Source organism: Rhodopila sp. (assembly GCF_965276935.1).
Taxonomy (GTDB): Bacteria; Pseudomonadota; Alphaproteobacteria; order Acetobacterales; family Acetobacteraceae; genus Rhodopila.
The window spans coordinates 1,916,407-1,940,824 of sequence record NZ_CBDIBS010000004.1 but is presented as its reverse complement, the minus strand read 5'-3'; the positions used below and the strand labels follow the sequence as shown (position 1 = coordinate 1,940,824).

The following is a 24,418-nucleotide window of genomic DNA, read 5'->3' as shown; positions in this document are numbered from 1 at the left end:
AGGTGATAAAAGCAACAAGTTCGTGAAGTCAAATACAGTTTTCCTGACAGCGATACAGCAATAGTTTAGATGTGCGACTAAACGTCAAGTCCAGTTTGAGGCCAGTTGTTCATGCGTATTGCACAAATATCACCTCTATTCGAGGCGGTTCCTCCCAAACTTTATGGTGGCACTGAGCGTGTGGTCTCTTTTCTGACCGAGGAACTGGTTGCGATGGGCCACGACGTCACCCTGTTTGCCAGCGGCGACTCACTGACCTCCGCCGACCTGGCGCCGATGTGCGACCAGGCCCTGCGGCTCGATCCGACCGCCAAGGACTGGGTCGCCATCTATCACCGCATGATGGAACTGATCTATCGCCACAAGGACGCGTTCGATGTGCTGCACTTCCACACCGACTATTTCCCGTTGTCGCTGTTCAGCCGCCAGAAGGTGCCATTCCTGACCACCCTGCACGGCCGCCTCGACCTGCCGGAGTTCCAGGAGACCTACAGTACCTTCGATACCGCGCCGTTCGTGTCCATTTCCGACAGCCAGCGCGGGCCCATTCCGAACCTCAACTGGATCCGCACGGTGCTGCACGGCATCCCGGCCGATCTGCTGGCGCCACAACCTGTGAAGCAGGATTATGCTGCCTTCCTCGGCCGTATCTCGCCTGAAAAAGGTGTGGACCGAGCGATCCGGATCGCCGGCAAGGCCGGGCTGAAGCTGAAGATCGCCGCCAAGGTCGATAACGCCGATAAGGACTACTACGATACGCTGATCAGGCCGCTGATCCTTGATAACCCGAACGTCGAGTTCATCGGTGAGATCAATGATGCGCAGAAACCTGCGTTCCTGTCCGGCGCGCACGCCCTGATCTTTCCGATCAACTGGCCCGAGCCGTTCGGCTTGGTCATGATCGAGGCCATGGCGTGCGGCACGCCGGTCATTGCCTTCAACGCCGGCTCGGTGTCCGAGGTGATCGACGACGGTTTGACCGGCTTCATCGTCAACGACATCGACCAAGCCGTTCGCGCCGTCGGCCGCGTTCATGCGCTGGATCGCAGCCGCGTCCGCGCCACCTTTGAGCGCCGTTTCACCGCCCGCCGCATGGCGGAGGACTATGTGGATGCCTATCGAAACCTGGCAAAGCCAGTGTCCCGGTTACGGGCAGTGACGGCCTGAGGTCGTGGGTGCGGTACGTGCGGTACGAGTGCCACGGCCGACGGTGTATCGGTAGAAAGCAAGGCACAAGCTCCGCCCCTTGACCGTGCCAAGGGCGGATGCCGTTGGAGCCCATTAGGTCTTGAGCTAGCTCCCTTTGCGAGTTCAGGACACAGCCCTGGCGCGTCGCCTTTTCACCAAGTACCTTGCGGCAATACGCTTGCTATGATCTCCATCGGTTTGGAGCGGTCCGCCGCCCGAGCCTTTTCATGGTGGGGAACGTGACGCGCGGCAGCCTGGCACTAAATGGCCTGAACTTTTTCACTGCGGGGGTGCAGACTGGCTTCGGCCCGTTCATTGCCGTCTGGCTAAGCCAGCAAGGCTGGGACTTCACCGCGATCGGCGTAGCTCTTAGCATCGGCACCGTCGCCGGCTTGGCCAGCCAACTCCCCGGCGGCATGCTGGTGGATCATATCCACGCCAAGCGCAACGTCGCCGCCGGCGGCCTGATCGCCCTGGGTCTGGGGGCCCTTCTGCTGTGCCTGCCGCCGTCACGGCTTGTGGTCTGGGCTTCACAGGTCGAGCATGCAACGGCCAGTAGCGTCATGACGCCTGTGATCGCGGCGCTGACCCTGTCGCTTTGCGGTCATGCTGCGTTCAGCGAACGGCTCGGCGTCAATACCCGCTACGCCGCGCTGGGGACCGCGGCGACGGCGGCCGTCCTCGGCGGCGTCGCCTCCTACACCTCTGAGCGGTCAGTCTTCATCCTCACCGCCGTTCTGGTCCTGCCGGCCCTGGGTTCCCTGCTGCTGATCCGGCCTTCGGACCACCTTGACCCCGAGGGCCGGCACAAGGCGCTCAGTCCGCCGCATCAACGTGAGCACCCGTTCTGGCGGATCTTCGCCGACCCGCCACTGCATATGTTCGCCATCGGCGTGGTGCTGTTCCAGTTGGCCAACGCGGCCCTGCTGCCCCTGGCCCTCAGCGGCCTGACGCATCGCGGCGGCACGCCGGGCTATGTTGTATCGGCGAGCATCGTGCTGCCCCAGCTGATCACCGCCGTACTGTCGCCTCGGGCGGGCGCGCTGGCGCAACGGATCGGTCGGCGGCCGGTGCTGCTGGCTGGTTTCGTCGCTGTGCCGGCCCGCGCGCTGCTCTTCGCCACGCTGCCATCCGCCTTGCCGCTGATCGCCATCGAGGCATTGGATGGGGTCAGCGCCACCATGCTGGGCCTGATGATCCCGCTAATCGCCGCCGACCTGACCGAGCGTACCGGCTACCTCAACCTTGCGATCGGCACGTTCGGCCTTGCCTCCGGCCTGGGGGCCACGTTCAGCACCACCATCGCTGGCTGGCTGGCCGACCGGATCGATACGCAGGCGGCGTTTCTCGCCCTCGCCGCGGTGGGCGCCGCCGGCACCGTCCTGCTGTGGTTGACAATGCCGGAAACCCGCCCCGCGCCCGCCGGCCGCTCTCGGCTGGACCAGCCCGCCGGTGCCTGATACGACTGACATCGACGGAGGGAACATCATGGATCAAGCCGAGGCCAAGCACCTGTTCGAACCCACCGGCGACTTCCAGTGCCTGCATGAATTCATTCCCGCTGCGCGCGCCAAGCTGTCCGACCACATCTGGGGCTACCTCGTCGGCGCGGCCGAAACGGAAACCACGCTTCGCCGCAACCGCCTGGCGATCGACAGCCTGGCGTTGCGGCCGCGCGTCTGCGTCGATGTCTCCAGAATCGACCTGAGCACCATGCTGTTCGGCCGCAAGCTGCGCATGCCGGTGATCCTGGCGCCGGTCGGCTCCCTGGAGTCGTTCCATCCGGGTGGCGCCGCGACCGCCGGGCGAGCCGCCTCAATCTTTGGCGTGCCGATCATGGTGAGTTCGGTGACGCATCCGGGCCTGGAGGAAGCCGCCGCCGCCGCGACCGGACCGAAGATCTTCCAGCTTTATGTCCGCGGCAATGATGCCTGGGTCGACGACGTCGCGAAGCGCGCGGTCGACGCCGGCTATGACGCCTTCGCCATCACCGTGGACACCGCCGCCTACTCCCGTCGCGAGCGCGACATCGCCGGACGCTTCGTCAAGCCCTGGCGCGCCGTCGCCACCGGACAGAACTACCAGGCCGGCTTCACCTGGGACAACGTCAGGCACTTCAAGGACAACCACCGCATCCCGCTGATCCTGAAGGGCATCGCCACCGCCGAGGACGCGGCGCTGTGCTGTGAGCATGGCGTGGACGGGATCTACGTCTCAAACCACGGCGGACGGCAGCTCGATCACGGCCGCGGCTCGATGGACGTGCTGCCGGAGGTAATGGCGGCGGTGCGCGGACGGGCGAAGGTCATCGTCGACGGCAGCATCTGCCGCGGCACGGACATCGTGAAGGCGATCGCGCTGGGGGCGGACGCGGTGGCGATGGGGCGGATGTATTGCTACGCACTCGCCGCCGATGGCGAGGCCGGGGTGCACAAGATGCTTGAACTGCTGGAGCACGAATTCGGCGTGGCCATGGCGCTGGCCGGCGCACGCAGGTTGGCGGAGCTGCATCCAGGCTACCTGTTTCGCGATGCGCCGGGGGTCACGTCGCCTCACGCGCACAGCGGCTTCCCGCTGCTGCAGACCACGCCCGAATATCACGGCTGACGTAGTGCAACGCCGCCCAACCGATCTCATTAGTATCGTGGCTTGATTGATAGGACTGAGAGGCTTTATGGCACGAAATCCACTAACCACCGATCCCGCCCATGAACAGCGCGTTCGCGAGCGGGCTTATCACCTATGGGAAGCTGACGGCAAACCGCACGGCCGCGATGTAGAGTACTGGGAGCGGGCGCGTGAGCTGATCGGTATGGAGAATAGCGCCGGCAGTGGTTTGTTGCCCAACCCGCAGACCACACCCGACTCACGGCGGGAAAGCGGCATCGAGGAAGCCGAGATTCAGGAAAACTTGGGTGAATTCCCAGGCCGATTTACCGACCAGGGTGAAGAGCAGCCGACCCCCGTGGTGAAACGCCGTGCACGTGCCAGGACCAAAAAAACGTGATTCCTTCGTTGTGACCAGTTTTTTATGAAATTGCCCATTTAATGCCACATGCGTCCCCCATCCTTGATTGTGAGCACAGACGGGAGGCACGTTGCCTTCCCACAGGGATGGGCAGATGCGTTTCTTTCGAGTGTATGGACGAGTACTTGGCCTGCTTGGCCGTGACATCCGGATAGCGGGCTTCCTCGCCGGCGCGAACCTGATGGTGGCGGGACTGCAGTTCCTCGACCCGGTGCTGTTTGGCCGCGTCGTCAATCTGCTTTCGCGGTCGGATCGTCTGCAGCCCGCGGAGCTGTGGCATCAGGCTGCACTTCTGCTCGGCATCTGGGCCGCGGTTGGCGTTGGCGGAATTATCAGCAACATCGCCGTCTCGCTGCAGACGGAGCGTTTGGCGCATCGCCACCGCATCCGGACGATGGGCACCTATTTTGGCCACGTTCTTGGGTTGCCGCTGTCGTTCCATGGCGACACCCACTCCGGTCGTTTGATCAAGGCGATGCTGACCGGCACCGATGGCCTGTTTGGCACTTGGCTAGTGTTCTTCCGCGATCAGCTTTCCACCATCCTGTCCGCCTTCGTGCTGCTGCCGATGACGCTGATCCTGAACTGGCGCCTCGGCCTTGTGCTGATTGTCTTGGTGGCGATCTTCCTGGTCATCACTGGCTTTGTCGTGAAGCAGACGGAAACCGCGCAGCAGCGGGTCGAGGGCTTGAACTCCTCGCTCGCCGGCACCGCGCAGGACGCGCTGTCCAACGTCATGGTGGTGCAGTCCTTCACCCGCCTGTCAGCCGAGGCTCGGCTGTTCGGCGACATCGCCCAGCAGGTGATTAAGCACCAGTTCCCGGTGCTCAATTGGTGGGCGCTGGTCAACGTCATGACCCGTGCCTCCAGCACACTGGCGGTGATCACCATCGTCGTGATTGGCACTTGGCTGCATGTGAACGGCCACGCAAGCGTCGGCGAAATCGTCAGCTTCATGGGCTTTGCCATGCTGCTGATCGGCCGGCTGGAAACCGCCGCGTCATTCGTTTCGTCGCTGTTCTTCAAGCTGCCGGCGCTGGAGGATTTCTTCAATATTCTTGATGCCCGCAGCAGTGTGCCGGAGAAATTGGACGCGCGCACGTTATGGGCGCCGCGTGGGGAAGTCCGCTTCGATGACGTGTCGTTTGCTTATCCAAACGGCGGCGGTCCGGTGCTCAGTCATATGTCATTCACCGCCAAGCCCGGCACTTGCGTGGCGTTGGTTGGCCACACCGGCGCTGGCAAGTCGACCGCGATGGCGATGCTGCAACGTCTGTGGGACCCGATCGACGGCCGCATCACGATCGACAGCCAGGACCTGAGGGAGGTCTCGCTGGACAGCCTGCGCGCCAACATTGGCGTGGTGTTTCAGGAAAGTCTGCTGTTCAATCGCAGCATCCGCGACAACCTGTTGGTCGGACACCCGGACGCGACGGACGAGGAGATCGAGCAGGCCTGCCGGATGGCCGACGCGCACGAGTTCATCATCCGCCAGGCGAATGGCTATGATACAATGATCGGGGAGCGGGGAACCAGCCTGTCCGGCGGCCAAAAGCAGCGCTTGGCGATCGCGCGCGCACTGTTGAAGAACCCGCCAATCCTGATCCTGGACGAGGCGACCAGTGCGCTGGACGCGGCGACCGAGGCGCGGGTCAGTCGAGCATTAAAGACTCTGATGGCCGGCCGCACGACGTTCATCATCGCGCATCGTTTGTCGACTGTTCGTGATGCCGACGAGATCCTGGTGTTCGATGGTGGCCAGATTGTCGAAAGCGGCAGCTTTGACGCGCTAATCGCACAGAACGGCCGTTTCGCGGAGCTTGTTCAGACCCAGCTTGCGCCGACTATTCCGCAGTTGGTGGCGGCGGAGTGAGTTCCAGAGCATGGTTGCGCTGAGCGGCACGCCCAACGCATGTGAATCATGCGATAAAACAGAAAGCTGGACCGCTTTTGGGGCTGTACAGTCAGACTGAAAGCAGTCTAGTCAACAACGTGTGACACGCGAAATGACCAGTGCTGACTATCCTGAGGAAGTCATGCCCTCCTTTTCTTGAAGTGGAACAACGTCATGCTGCGACTGGCTTTATTCTTTCTCGTGGTGTCAATCGTCGCTGCCATATTCGGTTTCGGCGGGGTTGCCGCGGCCTCGGCTGATATCGCACGCATCCTGTTCTTTATTGCCATCGTCATCTTCGTTGTGCTTCTGGTTGCCGGCTTGATGGCGGGCAGTACTCTCTGGTAGCGAATTTGCTGCACCGCACAGTCACAATTTGCATTTCTGCAACCGGAAGGCGCATCCTGTATTCCTCTAAAGGATACAGGGGCGCGATCCGGCCACGCAGACGTCCTTCGACAAGCGACCAAATACCGCCGGAGTCGTAGCTTCCTGAAATGGGAGGCAATAAAATGACAACGGTCGCCTTGATTCTAAAACACAAGGGTTATCAGGTTACGACAGTCACGCCGACCGCCTTGGTCTCCGAGATTGTCGCGCTGCTGTCGCACCGCCGCATTGGCGCCGTGCTGGTGATGGATCAGACGGAACAGTTGCTGGGTATCGTCAGTGAGCGGGACGTCGTGTGCAGTCTGGCGGCGAACGGGGAGAAGACCCTTGAAATGACTGCTGGGCAGTTGATGACCCGCGCGATTCTGGTTGCCCGGCCCGATACAACGGTCGCCGAGGCCATGCAGATGATGACCGTCGGCCGGTTCCGTCACCTGCCGGTAATGGATCACGATACGCTGGTCGGGCTGATCAGCATCGGCGACGTGGTTAAGGCCAGGATCATGCACCAGGACACGGTTGTTGAAAGTCTGACGGCCTATGTCGCGGGATCGGTCTGACGCAAGCGGCTGTCGGTATCAAGCCGGAGATGAAGCGAGCCGGCAGGGTAGCGTGATTGTCTGTGACGTTTTCTGCGCCTGATCGAACAGGATTTTGCACATCCTTATGACAGTGTGCCCTGCCGCTCAGACGCCGGAGCCGAAACCGTTCCTTGTGTGATCAGAATCGAAACAAGGAGTTTAGGCCATGATCAAACACGGGCGAAGGTGCAACCTCGAACGATCATGGTCTAACGTTTAACACCCCTGATGCGGTCAAATTCATGCCTATCAAGTTCAAGAAATTGACTTGACAGCTTTTTAGACGCGCATTTGAATGCCCTGACATAAAAGTTGTCCAGAAAAACGGACGACGCTGCCCGAACAGGGCGCAGGGAGAATGAACATGAGCCACTTGAGCAGACGCTCGGTGTTGCGCGGGTCCCTGTACCTGGCGTCAACCGTGCCGCTAGCCCGCCCCTTCATCGCTAACGCCGCAGCCAAGACTGCCGTCGTGTGGATGAACCAAGGTTTCATTCCGCAGGAAGATGCCGCCTTTAAAAAGGTGGCTGAAAACTACATGAAGGCCAGCGGCAATACACTTGACTACAGCATCATGCCGTTCATGGCGCAAAATCAAAAAACCATCTCCGCGCTGACCAGCGGAGACGTCCCTGACCTCGTGTTCATGGATGCGCCGGCAACGATCCTGCCGCAGAACGCCTGGGACGACAAGTTGGTCGACGTGTCCGACGTCGTGTCCGCCTACCAATCTCAGCTCACCAAAACCGCGGAGGCAGGCTCCACTTTCTTTAACAAGACCACGAACAAGCGCAGCTACTACCTTTGTCCGATTAAGCAGGGATGCGCTCCGTTCCATATTTGGGGAAGTCTGATCGAGAAAGCCGGCTTCAAGATGTCGGACGCCCCGAAGACCTGGGATGCGTTCTGGGATTTCTTTAAGCCGACACAGAAAGCGTTGCGTGCCAAGGGTATGCGGAAGATCTATGCGCTCGGCCTGCAGATTACCACTGTTGGGCCGAACGACGGCAACGGCCTGTTTCAGGCGTTCCTGATCGCCAACGGCGGTAAGGGGATCGTCACGCCCGACGGCAAGCTGCACACGGACGATCCAAAGATCCGCGAAGCGGCGATCAAGTCGGTCGAGTATCTGACAACCGCCTATAAGGATGGCTACATTCCGCCGGAGGCCCTGAGCTGGAACGATGCCGACGACAACAACGGCTTCCACGAGAAGCTGTTCGTGGTGGACTTTGACGGCACATTGTCGACCGAGCTGGCGATGATCAACGACAAGCAGGCGTTCTATCACGACATGGTGACGATGGGCCTTCCGCTCGGTAATGACGGCCAGCCGATTCCGGCCCAGGTCGGCACCGGCGGCGGATTCATCCCGAAGGGAGCAAAGAACGTCGAGGTTGCCAAGGACTTCATGAAGTACTGGATGCAGCCGAACGTCATGAACGAGAATCTGAAGGGCGGCCTGGGTCGGTGGGTTCCGGCGATCGGGCAGCTCGTCAAGGACGACCCGTTCTGGCTTAAATCCTCCGAGCCGTGCCTGGCGCCTTACGTGAAGGAAGCCGTGCTGGATCCAACCATCCCGGTGTTCGAAGGCTACACGCCAGCCTGGGGACAGCTCAACGCCGAGCAACTCTGGGGCCAGGCCCATGCCGATGTCATCAAGAACGCCATGACGCCAAGCGCGGCGATCGACAAGGCGTTCAAACGGGCCGAACAGATCTTCGCGCGCATCTCCGGGTAGCACTTGGGAGGTAAACATGAGCGTCACGCAGCCGGCACTCACGGTCGGATCGGCTCAGACTCCCACGCGGCTGGCGCGACAACGCACGTGGTTCGGTGGGCTGCGTGGCACCGAGCATATGTGGGCGGTGGCTTTTGCCCTGCCCTACGTGGCGGTGTTCTTCGCATTTGTCGTCTACCCGATCGGCTATGGGCTTTGGATGGGCAGCCAACCAGAACTCTACAGCCAGTTGTTCTCGGATCCCCGCTATTTCACCGCGGTAATCAACACGGTGATCTACGTCGGCGTCGGGGTGAACGTGAAGATGTTCCTGGCCCTGCTGCTGTCGGGTTTCTTCATGCGCAAGCGCTGGTGGATCAAGGCCTTGCTGGTGGTCTATATCCTGCCCTGGGCAACCCCTGCGCTGCCAGCCTACATGTCGATCCACTGGCTGCTGAATGGCCAATGGGGCATGCTCAACAACGTGTTGTGGATGCTGTTCGGTTTTGACGGACCCATCTATCTCAATTCGCACTGGCTTGGCCTCGCATCAAACATCGCAGCCTACATCTGGAAGAACCTGCCGTTCTGGACGGTGATCTTGCTGGCCGGCAGAATGGCGGTCCCGCAGGAGCTATACGAAGCCGCCGACGTCGATGGCGCGACCGGCCTGCGCCGGTTCACGCATATAACCTTTCCGCTGTTGGCGAACCTGTATCTCGTCTGTGTGCTGCTCGACACCGTGTTCGCCCTCGGTGATTTCAACGCAACATACTTCGTCTCCGGCGGCGGACCGGCGATGTCCACCGAGGTGCTGGCCACGCTCGGCATCCGCTATGCCTATACCGTCGCGCTGCCGCGCCTCGGCGTGGCGGAGGTCATGACCGCGCTGCCGGTGCTGGTTCCACTTGTCTACATACTGATGCGTAAGCTTCGCATGTCGGAGACGCAGCTATGACCGCAAGCTACGGCGGAACGGTCGGCGCGAGCGCCACCGTAGCGCGGGAGACAAGTGCCGGTGGCGCACGAGCGGTTCCTCGACGGAGATCGCGACAGCACTATCGGCTGCGACGCTACGGGGTGGAAGCGATAACGGTCGTGCTTGCCGTTCTGATCGCCATCTGGTCGATCGCGCCGATCTACAACATGTGGATCATCGCGCTCGACAGCCACGATGACGTGTTCAGTGGCGCGGTCTGGCCGGAACATCCCTCTCTGCACAGCTTTTTCATTGTGGTGACCCAGGGCTTCTGGTACCTCGCAAATTTCTGGCATCAGTTCGGCAACAGCTTCTATGTCGGCCTGACGACGATGTTCCTGACGTTGCTGATTGGCTCGCTGGCCAGCTTCACCGTCGGGCGGCTGCACCTTCGCAACGGATGGATGCTGACCAATGCGGCGCTGATGACCTATGTCATCCCAGCATCGTTTCTGGCGATACCTTTCTATCGGATCATGCAGATCTATGGGTTGACGAACAACCTCTGGTCAGTGATCGCGGCGCTGGTGACGTTCGCCACGCCTTATGCCATCTTCATCTTCTCGCAATACGGCAAATCGATCCCGATGGAGCTCGACGAATCGGCGCGGATCGATGGCGCCAACCCGTTGCAGATCTACCTCCGGATCTACCTGCCGCTGATGGCGCCGGCCCTGGTTGCCGTCGGCACTTATGCACTGTTGCTTGCGTGGAACGAGTATCTATACAATTTCTTGCTGCTATCCACACCTCAAAGCATGACGGTGGCGGTGGCGCTGGCGCAGTTCCTTAACAGCGATGAATCGCCATGGAACTACATGATGGCGACCGCCATCATCTACGCGCTTCCTCCGATCATCCTGTATTACGGGTTCCGACGTTACATGGCCGCGGGCCTGACCATGGGCGGCGTCAAGGGGTAGGCGCCACTGCCGCGGCCACGCGGGGATACGACGATGAGCAGCACGCAGCAGGCTCTCGGGCCCGGTCGGGCCATGGCGATCAGCCAGCCAAGGCACAAGTCCTGGCGCTTCCGGCTGCAAGGATCGGATACCGCCTGGGCGATTGCCTTCGTCATCCCCTATGTGGCGGTGTTTGCCGCCTTCGTCATCTATCCGGCTGTCTACGGGCTTTGGATGGGCAGCAATCCAGCGCTATATACGTTGCTGTTTTCCGATCCGCTCTATGTGACCACGGCGGTAAATACGCTGCTGTTCGTCGCCATCGGCGTGAACGTCAAGATGTTCCTGGCGTTCTTGCTGTCAGGCTACTTCATGAGCCGGAGTTGGTGGATCAGGTCACTGCTGGCCATCTACCTGATACCTTGGGCGCTACCGGCGCTGGTCGTCTTCACCTCAATTCATTTCATGCTCGTCACGCAATGGGGCCTGCTTGACAGCCTGTGGCGCGCGGTCACTGGCCACGACGGACCGCTATTTTTGACCTCGGAATGGATTGCCATGACCGCGAACATCGTTTCCTACATCTGGAAATGGATGCCATTCTGGACCTTGATCTTCCTTGCTGCCCGCATGGCGATCCCGCGGGATCTTTATGAGGCAGCCGAGATTGATGGTGCGACCGGCTACAGACGTCTGATCTACGTTACGTTTCCCTTGCTGGCGAATGTCTACCTCATCTGCACCTTGCTCTCCACCGTCTGGACGCTTGGAGACTTTCCGACGGTATATTTCGTGTCCAGTGGCGCCCCGGGAAAGCTGACTGATGTGCTGGCCACTTACGGTTTCCACGAAGCCTTCGATTTCGGCTACCCGAACCTCGGCGTGGCGGCGATGATGTCGGCGCTTCCCGTGCTGATCCCGCTGGTGATCGTGCTCATGCGACGCGTCCGGGCCACGGGAGTCCAATTGTGAACTTCGCACTGGCCTCCAGCCAAACAACATTCCGGCGGCGCCTCCGCCGACGGCGGCCATGGACGAAGACGGGGGGTACGATCCTTGGTATCGGGTTGCTGATCTGGACACTGCTGCCGGTCTACAACATGCTGCTGATGGCGCTCGATGCCGACGCTGACGAGTTCACTGGCAGCATCTGGCCGCCGCATCCTGATTTGGATAGTTTCCGCTCGGTCTGGACGGAAGACTACTGGCTGCTGGAGCATTTCTGGCACCAGTTCGCCAACAGCATCTATCTGGGCGTCGCGACAATGTTGCTGACCGTGCTGATCGGTTCGCTGGCCAGCTTTTCGTTGGGCCGAATGCGCCTGCGCAAGGGATGGATCATTACGGACCTCGCGCTGCTGACATACGTGCTCCCGACGGCGTTCCTGGTCATTCCGTTCGTGCACATCATGCACGAATACGGCATGTCCAACAGCCTTTGGGCAGTCGTGGCGGCGATGGTGACATTTGCCACGCCCTACGCCATTCTGATCTTGCATCAATATGGCAAATTGATCCCGATGGAGTTGGACGAGTCCGCGAAGATCGATGGCGCATCGCCACTTCAGGTCTATCTTCGAATCTACCTGCCGCTGATGTCACCCGCGCTGGTCGCCGTCGGCCTGTATGCGCTGCTGCTCTCGTGGAACGAATACATTTACCAATACCTGCTGCTGTCATCGACCTCGAACATGACAGTGGCCGTGGCGATCAACCAGTTCTTTGATAGCGACGAAGCGCCGTGGAACTACATGATGGCGATCGCGATCATCTACTCCGTGCCGCCGATCGCGATCTATTTCGCGCTCCGACGCTTCATGGTGGCGGGTCTGACGCTGGGCGGCGTCAAGGGATAGCCGGCGTGCGACCGGGATGGGTGATTCTTCAAGTCTCACCGCAGTCTGCCGCCGCTGCTCATTTCACTCTGATAGAATTGCTTGATGCGAAAAATACCAACGGTCGGGTGACAAGAGATCAGCCATTCATCGGCACGTAGATCCGCCCGTCGAACAGCCTTCGCGCCGTCCGGTAGAAAGCCCCGCTATGCGCCGTCCAGTGGGCCGAAGCATCGTGCGTCACGTCGGCATCAACCTTCAGGATACCGGATGGCATGCCGATCCGGATCGAGGCTGTCGCGGCAGGACCCATTGCCTGATTGGGCAACGTTCCGGCAATCCGTGCGGCCACGGCAGTGCATAACGAGCTGGTCACCGGCAGAGCTCGATGCGGCTGCCCATTGGAGATGAAGCGCATCGTCAGATCGACCTGTTCGGCGCGGATCGGTTCACCGGACAGGGTCGGCGCGTCCATCGGCGAACCAACGAAGCCAATCGCGGGAATGCCGATGCTCAGAGCGGCCTCCTGTTCATCCCGCGCCAATCCCATCGCGACAGCGCCGGCGCGGCGGATCGCCTGCAGACGCTCCAGCACGGCGTGGTTGGCGTCCAGCGCGTCCGGCAATTCGCATCCTGTCAGGCCGACATCGGTCGCGCGAACGAAGACGCAGGCGGCGCCGGCATCAACGATGGAAACCTCGACAGGGCCGAGATCGGCAACCGTCAGCCGGTCGACGACCCGGCCGGTCGGCAGCAGCCGCCCCGTGATGGCGCCCCCGGGCGACAGGAAGTCCAGCCGGATCGGTGCGCCGGTGCCGGCAACTCCCGGTATCGCCTGTGTCCCATCCACCGCCGATCGGCCGTCCCGTAGCGGGAACGTTGAGCGGATGATCTTCTGGGTGTTGGTATTAAAGATGCGGATCACCGCGGTATCGCCGTTCGGCCGCACCAGTCCCTCATCGACGGCGAACGGCCCGACGGCGGAGGACATGTTGCCGCAGTTGCCGCGATACCCGACCGCGGCCTGCTTGATCTGGACTTGGGCAAACGTATAGTCGATATCGGCATCGGACCGGTCGGACGGCGCGAGAATACAGACTTTTGACAGCGACGAGATGCCGCCGCCCATCCCGTTCAACTGCCGCCCGTTCGGATCGGGGCTACCCATGGCGGCCAGGAAGATCGGGTCCCACATCGCCCTCTCCGGCAGATCACGCGCGTGGAACATCACCGCTCGGCTGGTACCGCCGCGCATGAAGACAGCGGGAATGGGAAGAAGTTTCATGAATCTCCTCCGATATGGATACCTATCATGCTGCCACGCGCATGGGAAAACCACACTGGCTGGGCGCGGTGATATGAGCAACATGAACCGGTGGATCTGCGCTCGGCTTGCCCACGATGAGTGATGCGAAGGCGACCAGCCTGCCAATCGCGGACTAGCGGCTTGCGGTGTCCGCGATAGGGTCGCGGCATCGCGACGATGACGTGAGACAAGCGGATGCCGCGTGATCAGACGCCTTCACGCCTTGCTCCCAGTTCCGCAACACTTAGAGTAGAATCTGAAGCTGAGCCAGGACCTTTTTTGCCTTGGGCCGAAGCCATAAGCCGCCACTCAAGGGCCGGAGCAGGCTCACCCCAAGCGCCCGCGCGTTCACCACCATCGTGTAGGGGCAGACAATGAGCTGGCTGACCGTCCAGATCATCACCGCGTGCCATGGATCGGCTGGCCGCAGCACCATCGCACCGCTGCATCCCACCAGCAGCGCGGCGATGTTCCCGTATAGCGCGAACCGCGCCTTGCCCACCGCGATCAGCGCGACGCCAGAGGGAAACATCAGCGTGGAAAGCGCCATCAAGCCGACCAGAGGCCCCGCCGCCTGACCTGCGGCGGCCCATCTCGGACCCATCGCCAACGCGACCACCTGGATCAGCAGCAGTGCGAGGACAGCGCAAAGCGGAAACACCACGCAAACCGACCCGCGCAGCCAGCGGTCCACCTGGATCAGCATGCCGGCGCGGTCGTGCTGATGCTCGGACAGCACCGGCAGCATCAGACGCCACAGCGCGGTGAAAGTCAGCTCCCGCACCGTATCGACCAGACGGAAGGCGATGTGCACCTGTCCCAGCACGGCCGAACCGGCGGAGCCGCCGATCAGTATGGCGAACAACCGGTAGCGCGCGATCAGCACCAGGGTGGAAGCGGTCAGCGGCACGCCCAACTTGAGCAGTGACTGAACAGCGCCTGCGTCCAGGCACCACGCCGGCCGCCAGCCGCGGCCCAGCAGCAGGGTCAGGGCGCCGAACAGCGAGGTGACGGCTTGTTGCAACACCAGGGCCCAGCCACCCGCGCCGGCGAAAGCCAGCGCGATGCCGGTGGCGGTGCCCAGGCTCTGGCCGATCAGAGTGCGCAGAGCAAGGCCGCGATAGGCGCGCTCGCGGGTCAGCAGGCCCTGGATCACGCCAGCGCCTCCCACCAAGGGAAGCGGCGCCGCCAGCACCAGCGCCATCGGCACAAGGCGCCGGTCGTCCAGCAGCCAGGCCAAACCCCAGCCGGAGCCGGCCTGCAGCAACATCGCAAAGCAGCCGACGGCGGTCGATGCCCAGAAGGCGCTGGACAGCATGCGGTCGTTCACAGCCGGCCGCTGCACCAGCGCGTCGGCGAACAGCGCGTTGACCACCACCCACAGCAGGATGTGCACGGCGGTCGCCGCGGCGCCGATGCCCAATTCCGCCGGGCCGATGATGCGTGCGACGGCGAACGAAGCCAGCACCGACAGGACGGCTGATACGCCGGCTTCAAGGCCGGACCAGACCGCGTTGCGCTTCATGCCGGTTGCCCAAGACGATCTAAGACAGGCTGGCGGACTGTCCGACGACGGAGTGCGAAATTAACCAAGCGAAACAGCGCCGTGGTAGAGGTGGGCGGACTGTCCGCCGCAAAAAGAAGGCATGATTCCAATCAGCCAGGCGGTGATGGGGGCGAGCAACGGATCGGCGTCGGTCATTCAAGACGGTTTAAAAGCTTTGGGTAAACGCACCGTTAACGCGGTGCAGCCCAAAGCCAAGTCGCCGCGAGCGGCACTACCTGAATAGCGGAAACCGACCCACGCTCGACCGCATCCCAAGTCGGCCAAGCCCAGGCAGCTTCAACGCCGGCAGACGAATGTCGAAGCCGGCAACGGCACCCAGGATGTTGATTTCGATCCCCTCCGTCCAGGCCAGCGTCAGTCCGCCATAGCCCCCGAACGTCAGCCTGAACCCGGTGCCGGACGCTGTCGGGCGAAGCCATCGGTCATCATAGGGAAAATCCTTGCCAATGGCGGTCGGTGGCAGGACCGCGCTGATCTCCGGCACCGCATCCATGATGGCTGCGATGAACGTGTTGGAGTTCGGTCCCGGCCAAGCTCGGTAATCTCCCGGATTACACCAGGCGTAGCCGGCTATGGCCATCTGGATTTTCGGCAGCAGCGCCGCGGCGGCGTCTCCATCCGCCGTGAAGACAACGTCTGGCTTGCGACCGAACCAGCGTCCATCCGGCTCGAAGCCATTCAGCCGAATTGGTTGCTCGCCCCAGGCGGTGTAATCGTAGCGAGTATAGGATGCCGCGCTGTTCGGCTTGAAGACGATCCAGCAATGCGTCGCGAAAATGCCACGCCAACGGACGGTCTGGGCGGAGAAAATTCGCACGACCGCGGCTGGATTGCGCGCCGGCGGCGGCAACAGACCGATGCTGGAGCGGTCCGCTGTTCGCCAGCCGGTGCCGGTGCCGTCAACGCAGTAGCGAAACGCTGCGATCCCAAGCGGCAGCAGATAGAAAAGCACGAACAGAAACAGGCCAGTCTTGAAGAAAGACATCATCTCAATGAAGTATTATGCCACCCCTGAATCGCAACCTTCCTGCAACACCACCGAGGGTCATGGCCACCACGAAAAGGATGGCTTCAGCGGACAAAGCTGTCCACGCACACAATTGATGCTCTCTAGATGCCGACGGCCGGAGCATCTTGATCCTCGCCTCTAGCCGATCGGGAACGCCGGGCGGACAGCGCGGCGACCGCCGCGACGAACGGCGGCAGCCACATGATGCGGCTCTGGTAGCGATCGTGCGGGGCGGACAATCCCCCCGTGATGGCGGCGCTGACAGGCACGGCCAGCAGCACTGCGACCAGGAACCCGAGACAGGATGATCGGCGCCGTGCCGCCTGAGGCAGCAGAATGATGCAGCCGATCACGCCCAGCAGCGCGACCAGCTTATGGATCGCTGCAAGACTGAACGGTAGCAGCAAGATGCCCTGCTGCTGACGAGCGGCGGCGTAAGCGGCCTGCTCCCGTAGCGGAAAATCGCGCTCGATCCAGGGAGTGACGTTGGCGGGCCAGGGCTGCAGTCCGTCGCCGCTGTCGAAGCGGCGCGCCTGCTCCAGCGTATTCCTCAGCGCGGCCCAGGCAGTCCCGGCCGGATCGGCGCGCAAGGCGGCCAAAATGATCGCATCGGCCTCCCGCGACACCAGTTTCGGACCGCCGGCCAAGTTCAGCGGGCTGTCCTTCGTCCAAAGAAAACCGTCTGAGTCAGCCGGGAACTGGCGCAGGAATGGGCACAGCCGCCAACCCGCGGCCGGACAATCCCGCCGCAGCACCGCCATCCCCTCACCGTCGTAGATCACGCGTGCCAGCAGGAAGATATTGCCGAACGGCGAGATCGCGAAGCGTCCATGCGCCGCCAGGTTAACGGTGCAGAGGCTGACAACCGCGACGGCGGGCGGCAACAGCATCAGCAGTATCCGCTCCCTTGGCAGGATCGGTCGGCGCCTGCCGCGGCACCATGTCAGCAGCGTCAGGGCGGCGATCAGGATGCAGGACAGCGGCAGGCTGGATTGCTGGCTGGCGATCATGAAGGCGATTAGCGGAATCAGCAGCCGCCGCTCCACACAAGGAAGACGGTCCGGCGTCCAGGCCAGAACCGCGAGCAGCAGGATCAGCAGCGGCGTGAAAAGGTCGGGCATCAGCTCGCTGACCAGAAACGGCAGCCAGGTGACGCAGGACAGGATGGCGACGCCGGCGACGAACAGGCATGCCGGCGCAATGGGAACCAGTAGGCGGCAGACAAGGTGCAGCACATACGCCGCCATGAGTGCCTGGACGACGACCACCGGCCAGACCGTCACCGTGGCATGCAGGGGCAGCATGAACAGGCTGTAGAAGATCGGTCGGTCCCAGCCGGCGTAGTGGTTGATGGCCTGCGACAGATAGGTGCCGGTGTCGGCGAAGACGATTGGGTAGCCGTTCCAGATCGCCGGCCACAGCAGGAACGGTGCGGCCAGCAGAATCGTCAGGCTGCCGCGCCACGTCATGACGGCCGAAACAGGCTGACGACAAAGGCCGAGCGGCGCGTCATCCACGCCTTGCGACATTGGCTTGGTCAATGGCATGGATGGCATAGTGCTGCCCGCCAAGAAAATGGCGGTTACCTCGTCCGGCGACGCGACTTGGCCGTCGACCCCAGGCCGCTCAATCTCCATAGCCATTCGGATGGACCTTTCGCCAGGCAAAGGCGGTGCTGACGACGTCATCTAGATTGCCATGCACGGGTTGCCAGCCAGCCGCCTGTGCCCGCTCCGACGCCGCCACCAGTACCGCCGCGTCACCTGGACGCCGCGGGACAATTCGATACGGCACGGTCAAGCCAGAAATCCGCTCCACGGATGTGATCACTTGGCGGACTGAGTGGCCGGCGCCGTTACCCAGGTTCCAGGTAACCGACCCCTGATCAAGCCGCCGCACCGCCAGCAGATGCGCCGTGGCAAGATCCGACACATGCACGTAATCGCGTACGCAGGTGCCGTCAGCCGTCGGGTAGTCGTCGCCGAACACCTCCAGCGCCGGCCGCCGGCCGAGGGCGGCGTCGATCACCAGGGGAATAAGGTGGGACTCAGGGCGATGATCCTCCCCCAGGCGCCCCGCGGGATCAGCGCCGGCAGCATTGAAGTAACGTAGGCAGGCGGTGCGCAGCCCATGCACCTGGCCGCCCCAGCGCAGGGCTCGCTCAATCATCCATTTGCTGTCGCCATAGGCGGATTGCGGATCGATCGGCGCGGTTTCCGGAATGGGCGCGTCGCCGGCCTGGTTGAACAGCGCGGCGGTGGAGGACAGCACGAAGCGCCCAACCCCGTGCCGCACGCAGGCATCGATCAGGCGGATGCCGTTGGCGGCGTTGTCCAGCAGGTAGCGCATTGGCATGCGCATGCTCTCACCCACTTGCGACAGGGCGGCGAAATGAAATACCGCATCGTATGGGTTCGCCGCGAACACAGCCTCCACGGCGGCGCTGTCGGACAGGTCCGCTTGAACCAACTTGATACCGGCCGGGACGGCGTGCCGGTGGCCGGTGGACAGATTATCCAGCACCGTGACACGCGCGCCCCGTTCGGCCAACGCCGCCACCAGATGGCTGCCGACATAGCCGGCGCCGCCGGTAACCAGAAAGGTTTGCATCATCGTGCGCTATCCTCGGTAATAGGATTTGTAGCGGCGATGATATACCTCGGCGTCGGCATGACCGGAACGAAGATGTGCGCGCGGGTCAACCCGTGTCAGTACGGTGCCGATCACCTTGGCACGAGCGTCGTGCAGCATCTCCAGCGCGTTCAGCAGCGTTGCCCGCGGCGTGGAGCGCCAGCGGACGCACAGAAGCGTGGCGTCGGCGGCGGCGGCGGCGGCTCGCGCCTCGGTCATCGCCTGGATCGGTGGAGAATCCAGCAGCACCAAGTCGTAGCATTGCCGGACCTCGTTCAACAGCACACCCATCGCAGGCGACAGGAACAGCCCCAGCAGGTCACCGCCCGGCTTGCCCGACGCAATGAACTCCATGCCGGTGAGCGGATCCTCCTGCACCGCGTCCCGCCAGACCGCTTGGCCTTTCAGGATGTCCGCCAGGCCCGGCCCCTGATTGCCGCCGAACCGGCGGATGAAGGACGGCTGGCGCAGGTCGCACTCGATCGCCAGCACCCGATTGCCGCTGAGCTGGGCGGAGCGGCCCAGCGCCAGGGTCAGGACGGATTTTCCCTCGGACGGGCGAGCCGCGGTCACCGCGATGATGCGGGGCGGGGCGACGCCGGGTATGCCGGTGCCGGATATGCCGGTGCCCGGAGTGTTGGTGCCAAGTATTTCCACGCCGAACCACAGGCCGGCGCGCAGCGCGCGGACCTGTTCGGCGAACGCGGTCAGCGGCCGACGCGCGACATAGTCATGCACGCGTAGATGTCCAAGCGCGCGCTTGCCGACCTCGGGGATCAGCGCGAAGCAAGGCAGGGCGGTAACCGAACGGACCTCGTCACCACTGTGCAGCGTGTTGTCGGCGAGATGCAGCAGATAGACCAGCATCAGTCCCAGGAAGACCCCGCCGGCCGCCGCCGCCGCCATTGTCTGCACCGGCCGCGGTGAACTTGGCTGTCCCGGCGGAATGGCCTGAGAGATCTCATGCGCTTCGGAGGATTCGACCGCCGCCTGCTGCGCGGTCTGCTGCATACGGTCCAGCACCGCCTGCAACTGCGACCGGGCTGCCTCCAGGTCACGCGCCATCGCATCCAGCGGGATTTGCGCGCGGGCCGACTGGTCAGCGTCCTTCTCGGCGTCGCGCAGGTTCTGCTCCAGCGCCGCCACCCGGTCGGTCGCGGCGCGCTGTTCGGCCTCGGTCGCGGCGACCACACGGGCGACCTCCGCCGACAGGGCGCGCTGGCCCTCGGCGTATTGCCGGCTCAAGCTCAGTGCTTCTGGATGTGCGCTGCCCAGGCGACCTTGCTGCGACTGGATCTGCGCCGCCAACTGGTCCTGCTGGGCACGCAGCTGCACCACCGACGGCGCGACGGCAGCCTGGGCCGCCGCCCCGGTGCGTCCGCGGGCGGCATCCAGGCGAGCATCGGCGTTGGCGCGTTCGCCGCGCGCCTTGACCAGATCCTCGGTCAGATGGGTGATTTCTTCGCTGTCGGTGCTGGCGTGCATGCCGTGCGACAGGCCATGTGCCTCTCGATAGAATGACATCTTTTCTTCCGCTCGGCGGACCTGAAGGCGGAGTTCCCTGGCCTGCTTCTCCAGCAGTTCGTTCGCATGCTCCACCAGGTGGTGCTTCGCCGCGTACTGGTCCTTGATGTAGACGTCCATCGCGTTGTTGACGGCGGCGGCGGCGACTGACGGATCGGCGGCGGTGAAGGTGACCTCGACGACGTGGGAGAACCGAACCGGGCTGGCATGCAGTGCGTCCTGCACGGCCATCATGGTACGATCGCGGGCCGGGTCGGGCACCGGGCCGTAGACCGGATCCTCCTGGGGCACCGCGGTTTCCATGCCCAGAAGATCGCGGACGCCGAGCAGGACGCGGTGCAGCAGGCCGGGCGGCCGAAGCGCCGTGTTGAACTCCGGGTTGCTGAACAGATTGCCGCGCCGGGCGACGCTCTCCGCGATGTGCAGGCTGTGCAGCAGCTCCGCCTGGCTGGCCATCATGGCTTCGGTGGTGGGATCGGATCGCAGGATGCTTTGCAGTTCCCGCAGGGTGAATTCGCTGGGCTCATAGATCAGCGATCCGGTGGCGGTGTACAGCGGCGTGATCTGGCGCAGCGTCAGGAACGCGCAAAGCGGCACCAGGACGATCGTCGCGACCAGGGTCCACCGGCGCTGGCGCAGCGCCGCCAGGAAGACTGGCACGCTGGTCCGCCCCTGATCAGGGGAACCGCGGCGAGACCCCCAGTCCGGGGCCGGCGCCGAACCCGCGAGGTCCGTTGGATTGTCGAGCATCCGCGATGGTCGGCCTTTTTGGTCGTGACCAGACGATTTTCATCTGGCTTTTGGCAGAAGCGATCGGGTACTCCGAAAATGCTTAACACTTCGCTAATAGCCGCGCCGTCAGATTGATGACGGTGCGCCGCCGGATGGACCATCACGGAGCGGCGATGATGGTGCCGCGGCGTTAACCAAAAATTAAGAACCTTTTGGTACTTACGGGCGTCCGGGAAATCCGGTGTCGAGACAGTAACCCTAAAACAGGGTTTCCTTCCTGGTGCGCATCTTCATCGCTATATTCTGCTGCCTGTTGTCCACCGCCTGCGCGCCTGGACACGATTTGCCGGATCTTCCGGCAGCCAAACCCGCGGCTTATCGTCTCGGACCAGGCGACGTGGTGCGGCTGATCACCTTTGGCGAGGATACGCTGACCGGTGAATTCCGAGTTAGCGACAGCGGCACGATCGCGCTGCCTTTGGTCGGGGTGCTACAGGCCGCCGGGCTGTCGCCGGATGCATTGGGCGCCCAGGTGCAACAGGCTCTGGTCAAGGCCAACCTGCTGAAGGCACCATCCATTTCGGTGGAGGTCATCGCCTACCGGCCAATTTTCGTTCTCGGCGAGGTCAACAAGCCCGGCCAGTATCCCTATCAGCCAGGCATGACCATGGTGACGGCCGCGGCAGTGGCGGGCGGCTTCACATATCGCGCCGTTGACGACTATGCTGCCGTGGTGCGGACCCGGAACGGCGTGGCCGCCGAGGGAAAGGTTTACCGGCAGACCTTCGTTCAGCCGGGTGACGTCATCACGATCTTCGAGCGCAGGTTTTGATCCTTCGGATTGTCTGGTTCATCTTGTTCAGCATGTCGTCGTTGGCATGGGGCGCTTTGCAGGCCCACGGGCGGTCAAATGGACAGGCCGATCCGGTGCCTGGCCCGCTGCACATCATTGGCGGTCCCGCCACCGGTGGCTGCATCGCCGGCGCCATCAGCCTGCCGGCAAATGGACCAGGTTTCCAGACCATCCACATCAACCGCAGCGCCTTTTGGGGTGCGCCCGAGACTATCGCCGCCCTTGAGACGCTGGCGAGAGAGGCTGGTTCGGCGGGTCTGCCGCCGCTGTTGATCGAGGATATCTCGCGGCCGCGTGGCGGACCTCTGCCGGGTGGTCATGTCAGCCATCAGATTGGCCTGGATGCCGATATCGGGCTGGACGTGCGGCCTCGGGCGGATCTGGACACCGATCGGCGGGACACGATCACGCTGGTCAGCCTCGTGCAACCGGATGGCCGCGGCGTTGACCCCGCCGTCTGGTCGCCGCGCGTGATGACCTTGCTGCGGTTGACGGCGGCGCTGCCGGCGGTGGACCGAATACTCGTCAACCCGGCGATCAAGCAGCAGCTTTGCCGGGAGGTGACGGATGACCGGTCGTGGTTGCGGCTGATCCGACCGTGGTACGGCCACGCCGCGCATATGCACATCCGCTTCCGCTGTCCGGCGGGACAGGTGGATTGCGTACAGGCGGCACCACCTCCGGCGGGCGACGGTTGCGACGGAACGTTGCAGTGGTGGTTCGATCAGCTCGATGCGCCTGCCAAGCCCTCGGCACCCTATCATCCGCCGCCGCCGCTCGCGGCGTGCAAGGCGATCCTGGGCGACGTGGAGTAATGCCGGGGCTCGCCGCATACCTCATAGGCTTGATCTATCTAATATCCTGCCCCCAAAGTTCGTCGCATCTTGTGACGGATGAGGTGATGAGTAGACCACTGAAACGAAAAGCTAATAGCCAGGACCGGAGGTTCGCCCGCTATGGCGACCTTCTAGCTTAGTAAACTGGACTGTGTTCAGGCTGTACGGTCAGCCTGAACACGATTTAGACGCCTTCTGTCTGGCTCGCGTGCGCCTGCCTCGCCTCCAGCAGTCCGTCCACCAAACGATTTAGCCACCGCCGCCACCAATGCTTGGTGCGCTCAACGTAGGACCCAAGCATGGCAATGATAGCGACCGTCAGGCCCAACCCAAGCAGGCCCTGATCTCTTGGCAGAAAAGCAGCGAACACGTGGAGCAGCGGCATGTGGAACAAGTATGCGGCGAAGCTGATGCCGGCACACCAGCGAACAGGTCCGCCGATCCATTCCAGGGGAATTTGGTTCACCACGGTTCGCGCGCCCGCGAGGTGGACAGCCAGGCTCAGGCCTAGCAACCAATCGTAAGGAAAGGCACGCGCTTCGTCGAGCTGGCGCGCGAGCCACGGTCCTTCAACGCGTTCCATCGCATGTTGAATATCAGCATACATTCCGGACCCAAGGGTCCAGCAGAACAACACAAAGCCGCCGAAGAAGAGTGTAATTCCCGCCACGGCATGCAAACTGCGCAGCACCCTCGACTTCTGCAACGTCACGCCCATCAGCCAGATCGGCAGCAGCAGCAAACCCTTCTGCCCAGCGAAACACATGGCAACCCCGACCGTGATCACGCGAATACGCCCCGGCGGCGTGAATATCCAGGCCGCGAAGATCATGTAGCACCAGAACTCAATCGACAGCGACCACGTGGCGAAGTTCGAGAACGGCTGAATGCTCACCCAGCTCTCAGACAGGAAGCTAAGCGCCGCGGCGAGCCTGACCAGCGGATGGTCGATAGGAGACCAGACATAGGATTGCTGGTAGAGCCCGAATTTATGTCCGATCAGATCACAGATAACCGTCAGCACCATGGCAGGCACCAACACCGACCAGAGCCGGGCAAAGCGGGCGACAAGGAACATGCGCGGTGTCGCTTCGCGGGTTTCCGCCACGTTGGCGATCACGTAACCGGACAAAACAAGGAAAATCACGACGGCCTGGTGGCCGAGATCTGGTGCCCAAGGCAGATCAAACACGGCCAAAGTGTGGTCGAGCAAAACAGCAACCGATGCGAAGACACGCGCAAGATCCAGATATAGCGACTCCCGGCGCGCTATGAACGAGACGTGGGTTCCCCTTTCGCGCAGATCGCTCATGGCCCTCGCTCCATTAAAGAGCGGACCAATAATCAGATACGAAATAATTCTCTACAAAAAAATACTGCCGTCGGGTCTCTGCTTGCCATGGCCATTTCCGCCATTCAACAAGCTATAACGACGTCATTGTG

21 protein-coding genes are annotated in these 24,418 nt (G+C 62.5%); 14 read left to right on the top strand and 7 right to left on the bottom strand.

Features of this window, described 5'->3' with window-relative positions:
• Positions 1–111 precede the first annotated feature (111 nt).
• The 12 genes from ACQY4S_RS25365 to ACQY4S_RS25310 all read left to right on the top strand — a co-directional run bounded on the left by ACQY4S_RS25365 (position 112) and on the right by ACQY4S_RS25310 (position 12,538).
• On the top strand, positions 112–1,167 hold the full coding sequence (locus ACQY4S_RS25365) for a glycosyltransferase family 4 protein (protein ID WP_428487949.1): 1,056 nt from the start codon (positions 112–114) through the stop codon (positions 1,165–1,167).
• A gap of 260 nt (positions 1,168–1,427) precedes the next feature.
• Positions 1,428–2,648, top strand: a complete 1,221-nt coding sequence (locus ACQY4S_RS25360; RefSeq protein ID WP_428487948.1) for an MFS transporter — start codon at positions 1,428–1,430, stop codon at positions 2,646–2,648.
• Between the two features lie 28 nt (positions 2,649–2,676).
• Positions 2,677–3,795, top strand: a complete 1,119-nt coding sequence (locus ACQY4S_RS25355) for an alpha-hydroxy acid oxidase (protein WP_428487947.1) — start codon at positions 2,677–2,679, stop codon at positions 3,793–3,795.
• 67 nt (positions 3,796–3,862) lie between these two features.
• Positions 3,863–4,195: a DUF2934 domain-containing protein gene (locus ACQY4S_RS25350; RefSeq protein ID WP_428487946.1), complete on the top strand. Its 333-nt coding sequence runs from the start codon at positions 3,863–3,865 to the stop codon at positions 4,193–4,195.
• A gap of 115 nt (positions 4,196–4,310) precedes the next feature.
• A complete protein-coding gene (locus ACQY4S_RS25345) occupies positions 4,311–6,089 on the top strand; it encodes a glucan ABC transporter ATP-binding protein/ permease (protein WP_428487945.1) in 1,779 nt (592 codons plus the stop codon).
• A 195-nt stretch (positions 6,090–6,284) separates the two neighbouring features.
• Positions 6,285–6,458 carry a DUF1328 domain-containing protein gene (locus tag ACQY4S_RS25340; RefSeq protein ID WP_428487944.1) on the top strand — a complete coding sequence of 58 codons (174 nt, stop codon included), beginning with the start codon at positions 6,285–6,287 and terminating at the stop codon, positions 6,456–6,458.
• A gap of 164 nt (positions 6,459–6,622) precedes the next feature.
• Positions 6,623–7,060, top strand: coding sequence for a CBS domain-containing protein (locus ACQY4S_RS25335; protein ID WP_428487943.1), 438 nt, complete (start codon positions 6,623–6,625; stop codon positions 7,058–7,060).
• Positions 7,061–7,445: 385 nt separating this feature from the next.
• On the top strand, positions 7,446–8,822 hold the full coding sequence (locus tag ACQY4S_RS25330; RefSeq protein ID WP_428487942.1) for an ABC transporter substrate-binding protein: 1,377 nt from the start codon (positions 7,446–7,448) through the stop codon (positions 8,820–8,822).
• A 16-nt stretch (positions 8,823–8,838) separates the two neighbouring features.
• Positions 8,839–9,759: a carbohydrate ABC transporter permease gene (locus ACQY4S_RS25325; RefSeq protein ID WP_428487941.1), complete on the top strand. Its 921-nt coding sequence runs from the start codon at positions 8,839–8,841 to the stop codon at positions 9,757–9,759.
• Positions 9,756–10,703, top strand: a complete 948-nt coding sequence (locus tag ACQY4S_RS25320; protein ID WP_428487940.1) for a carbohydrate ABC transporter permease — start codon at positions 9,756–9,758, stop codon at positions 10,701–10,703. The genes ACQY4S_RS25325 and ACQY4S_RS25320 overlap by 4 nt, the downstream gene beginning before the upstream one ends.
• A 33-nt stretch (positions 10,704–10,736) precedes the next feature.
• Positions 10,737–11,654, top strand: a complete 918-nt coding sequence (locus tag ACQY4S_RS25315) for a carbohydrate ABC transporter permease (protein ID WP_428487939.1) — start codon at positions 10,737–10,739, stop codon at positions 11,652–11,654.
• Between the two features lie 95 nt (positions 11,655–11,749).
• Entirely contained in the window at positions 11,750–12,538 is a 789-nt protein-coding gene (locus tag ACQY4S_RS25310; protein WP_428487938.1) for a carbohydrate ABC transporter permease, read from the top strand.
• Between the two features lie 118 nt (positions 12,539–12,656).
• Here the strand turns inward: ACQY4S_RS25310 and ACQY4S_RS25305 are convergent, their stop codons facing one another.
• From ACQY4S_RS25305 to ACQY4S_RS25280, 6 genes are all read right to left on the bottom strand, one after another.
• Entirely contained in the window at positions 12,657–13,802 is a 1,146-nt protein-coding gene (locus tag ACQY4S_RS25305; RefSeq protein ID WP_428487937.1) for a 2-methylaconitate cis-trans isomerase PrpF family protein, read from the bottom strand.
• 265 nt (positions 13,803–14,067) lie between these two features.
• Positions 14,068–15,348 carry an oligosaccharide flippase family protein gene (locus tag ACQY4S_RS25300; RefSeq protein ID WP_428487936.1) on the bottom strand — a complete coding sequence of 427 codons (1,281 nt, stop codon included), beginning with the start codon at positions 15,346–15,348 and terminating at the stop codon, positions 14,068–14,070.
• Between the two features lie 253 nt (positions 15,349–15,601).
• The gene (locus ACQY4S_RS25295; RefSeq protein WP_428487935.1) at positions 15,602–16,378 is read right to left on the bottom strand and encodes a DUF3750 domain-containing protein; all 777 of its coding nucleotides are present in this window, start codon (positions 16,376–16,378) and stop codon (positions 15,602–15,604) included.
• Between the two features lie 122 nt (positions 16,379–16,500).
• Positions 16,501–17,946, bottom strand: coding sequence for a hypothetical protein (locus ACQY4S_RS25290; protein ID WP_428487934.1), 1,446 nt, complete (start codon positions 17,944–17,946; stop codon positions 16,501–16,503).
• A gap of 79 nt (positions 17,947–18,025) precedes the next feature.
• Positions 18,026–19,009: a UDP-glucose 4-epimerase GalE gene (gene galE, locus ACQY4S_RS25285; protein ID WP_428488499.1), complete on the bottom strand. Its 984-nt coding sequence runs from the start codon at positions 19,007–19,009 to the stop codon at positions 18,026–18,028.
• A gap of 9 nt (positions 19,010–19,018) precedes the next feature.
• Positions 19,019–21,304, bottom strand: a complete 2,286-nt coding sequence (locus ACQY4S_RS25280; protein WP_428487933.1) for a GumC family protein — start codon at positions 21,302–21,304, stop codon at positions 19,019–19,021.
• Positions 21,305–21,566: 262 nt separating this feature from the next.
• On the opposite strand from ACQY4S_RS25280, the gene ACQY4S_RS25275 reads away from it, so the two are divergent.
• Positions 21,567–22,118 carry a polysaccharide biosynthesis/export family protein gene (locus tag ACQY4S_RS25275; RefSeq protein WP_428487932.1) on the top strand — a complete coding sequence of 184 codons (552 nt, stop codon included), beginning with the start codon at positions 21,567–21,569 and terminating at the stop codon, positions 22,116–22,118.
• A complete protein-coding gene (locus ACQY4S_RS25270) occupies positions 22,115–22,954 on the top strand; it encodes a penicillin-insensitive murein endopeptidase (protein ID WP_428487931.1) in 840 nt (279 codons plus the stop codon). Before ACQY4S_RS25275 ends, ACQY4S_RS25270 begins: the two co-directional genes overlap by 4 nt.
• 205 nt (positions 22,955–23,159) lie before the next feature.
• Here ACQY4S_RS25270 and ACQY4S_RS25265 read toward each other — a convergent pair whose 3' ends face one another.
• Positions 23,160–24,287 (bottom strand): acyltransferase family protein, encoded by a 1,128-nt coding sequence (locus tag ACQY4S_RS25265; protein ID WP_428487930.1) that lies wholly within the window; start codon positions 24,285–24,287, stop codon positions 23,160–23,162.
• Positions 24,288–24,418 lie beyond the last annotated feature (131 nt).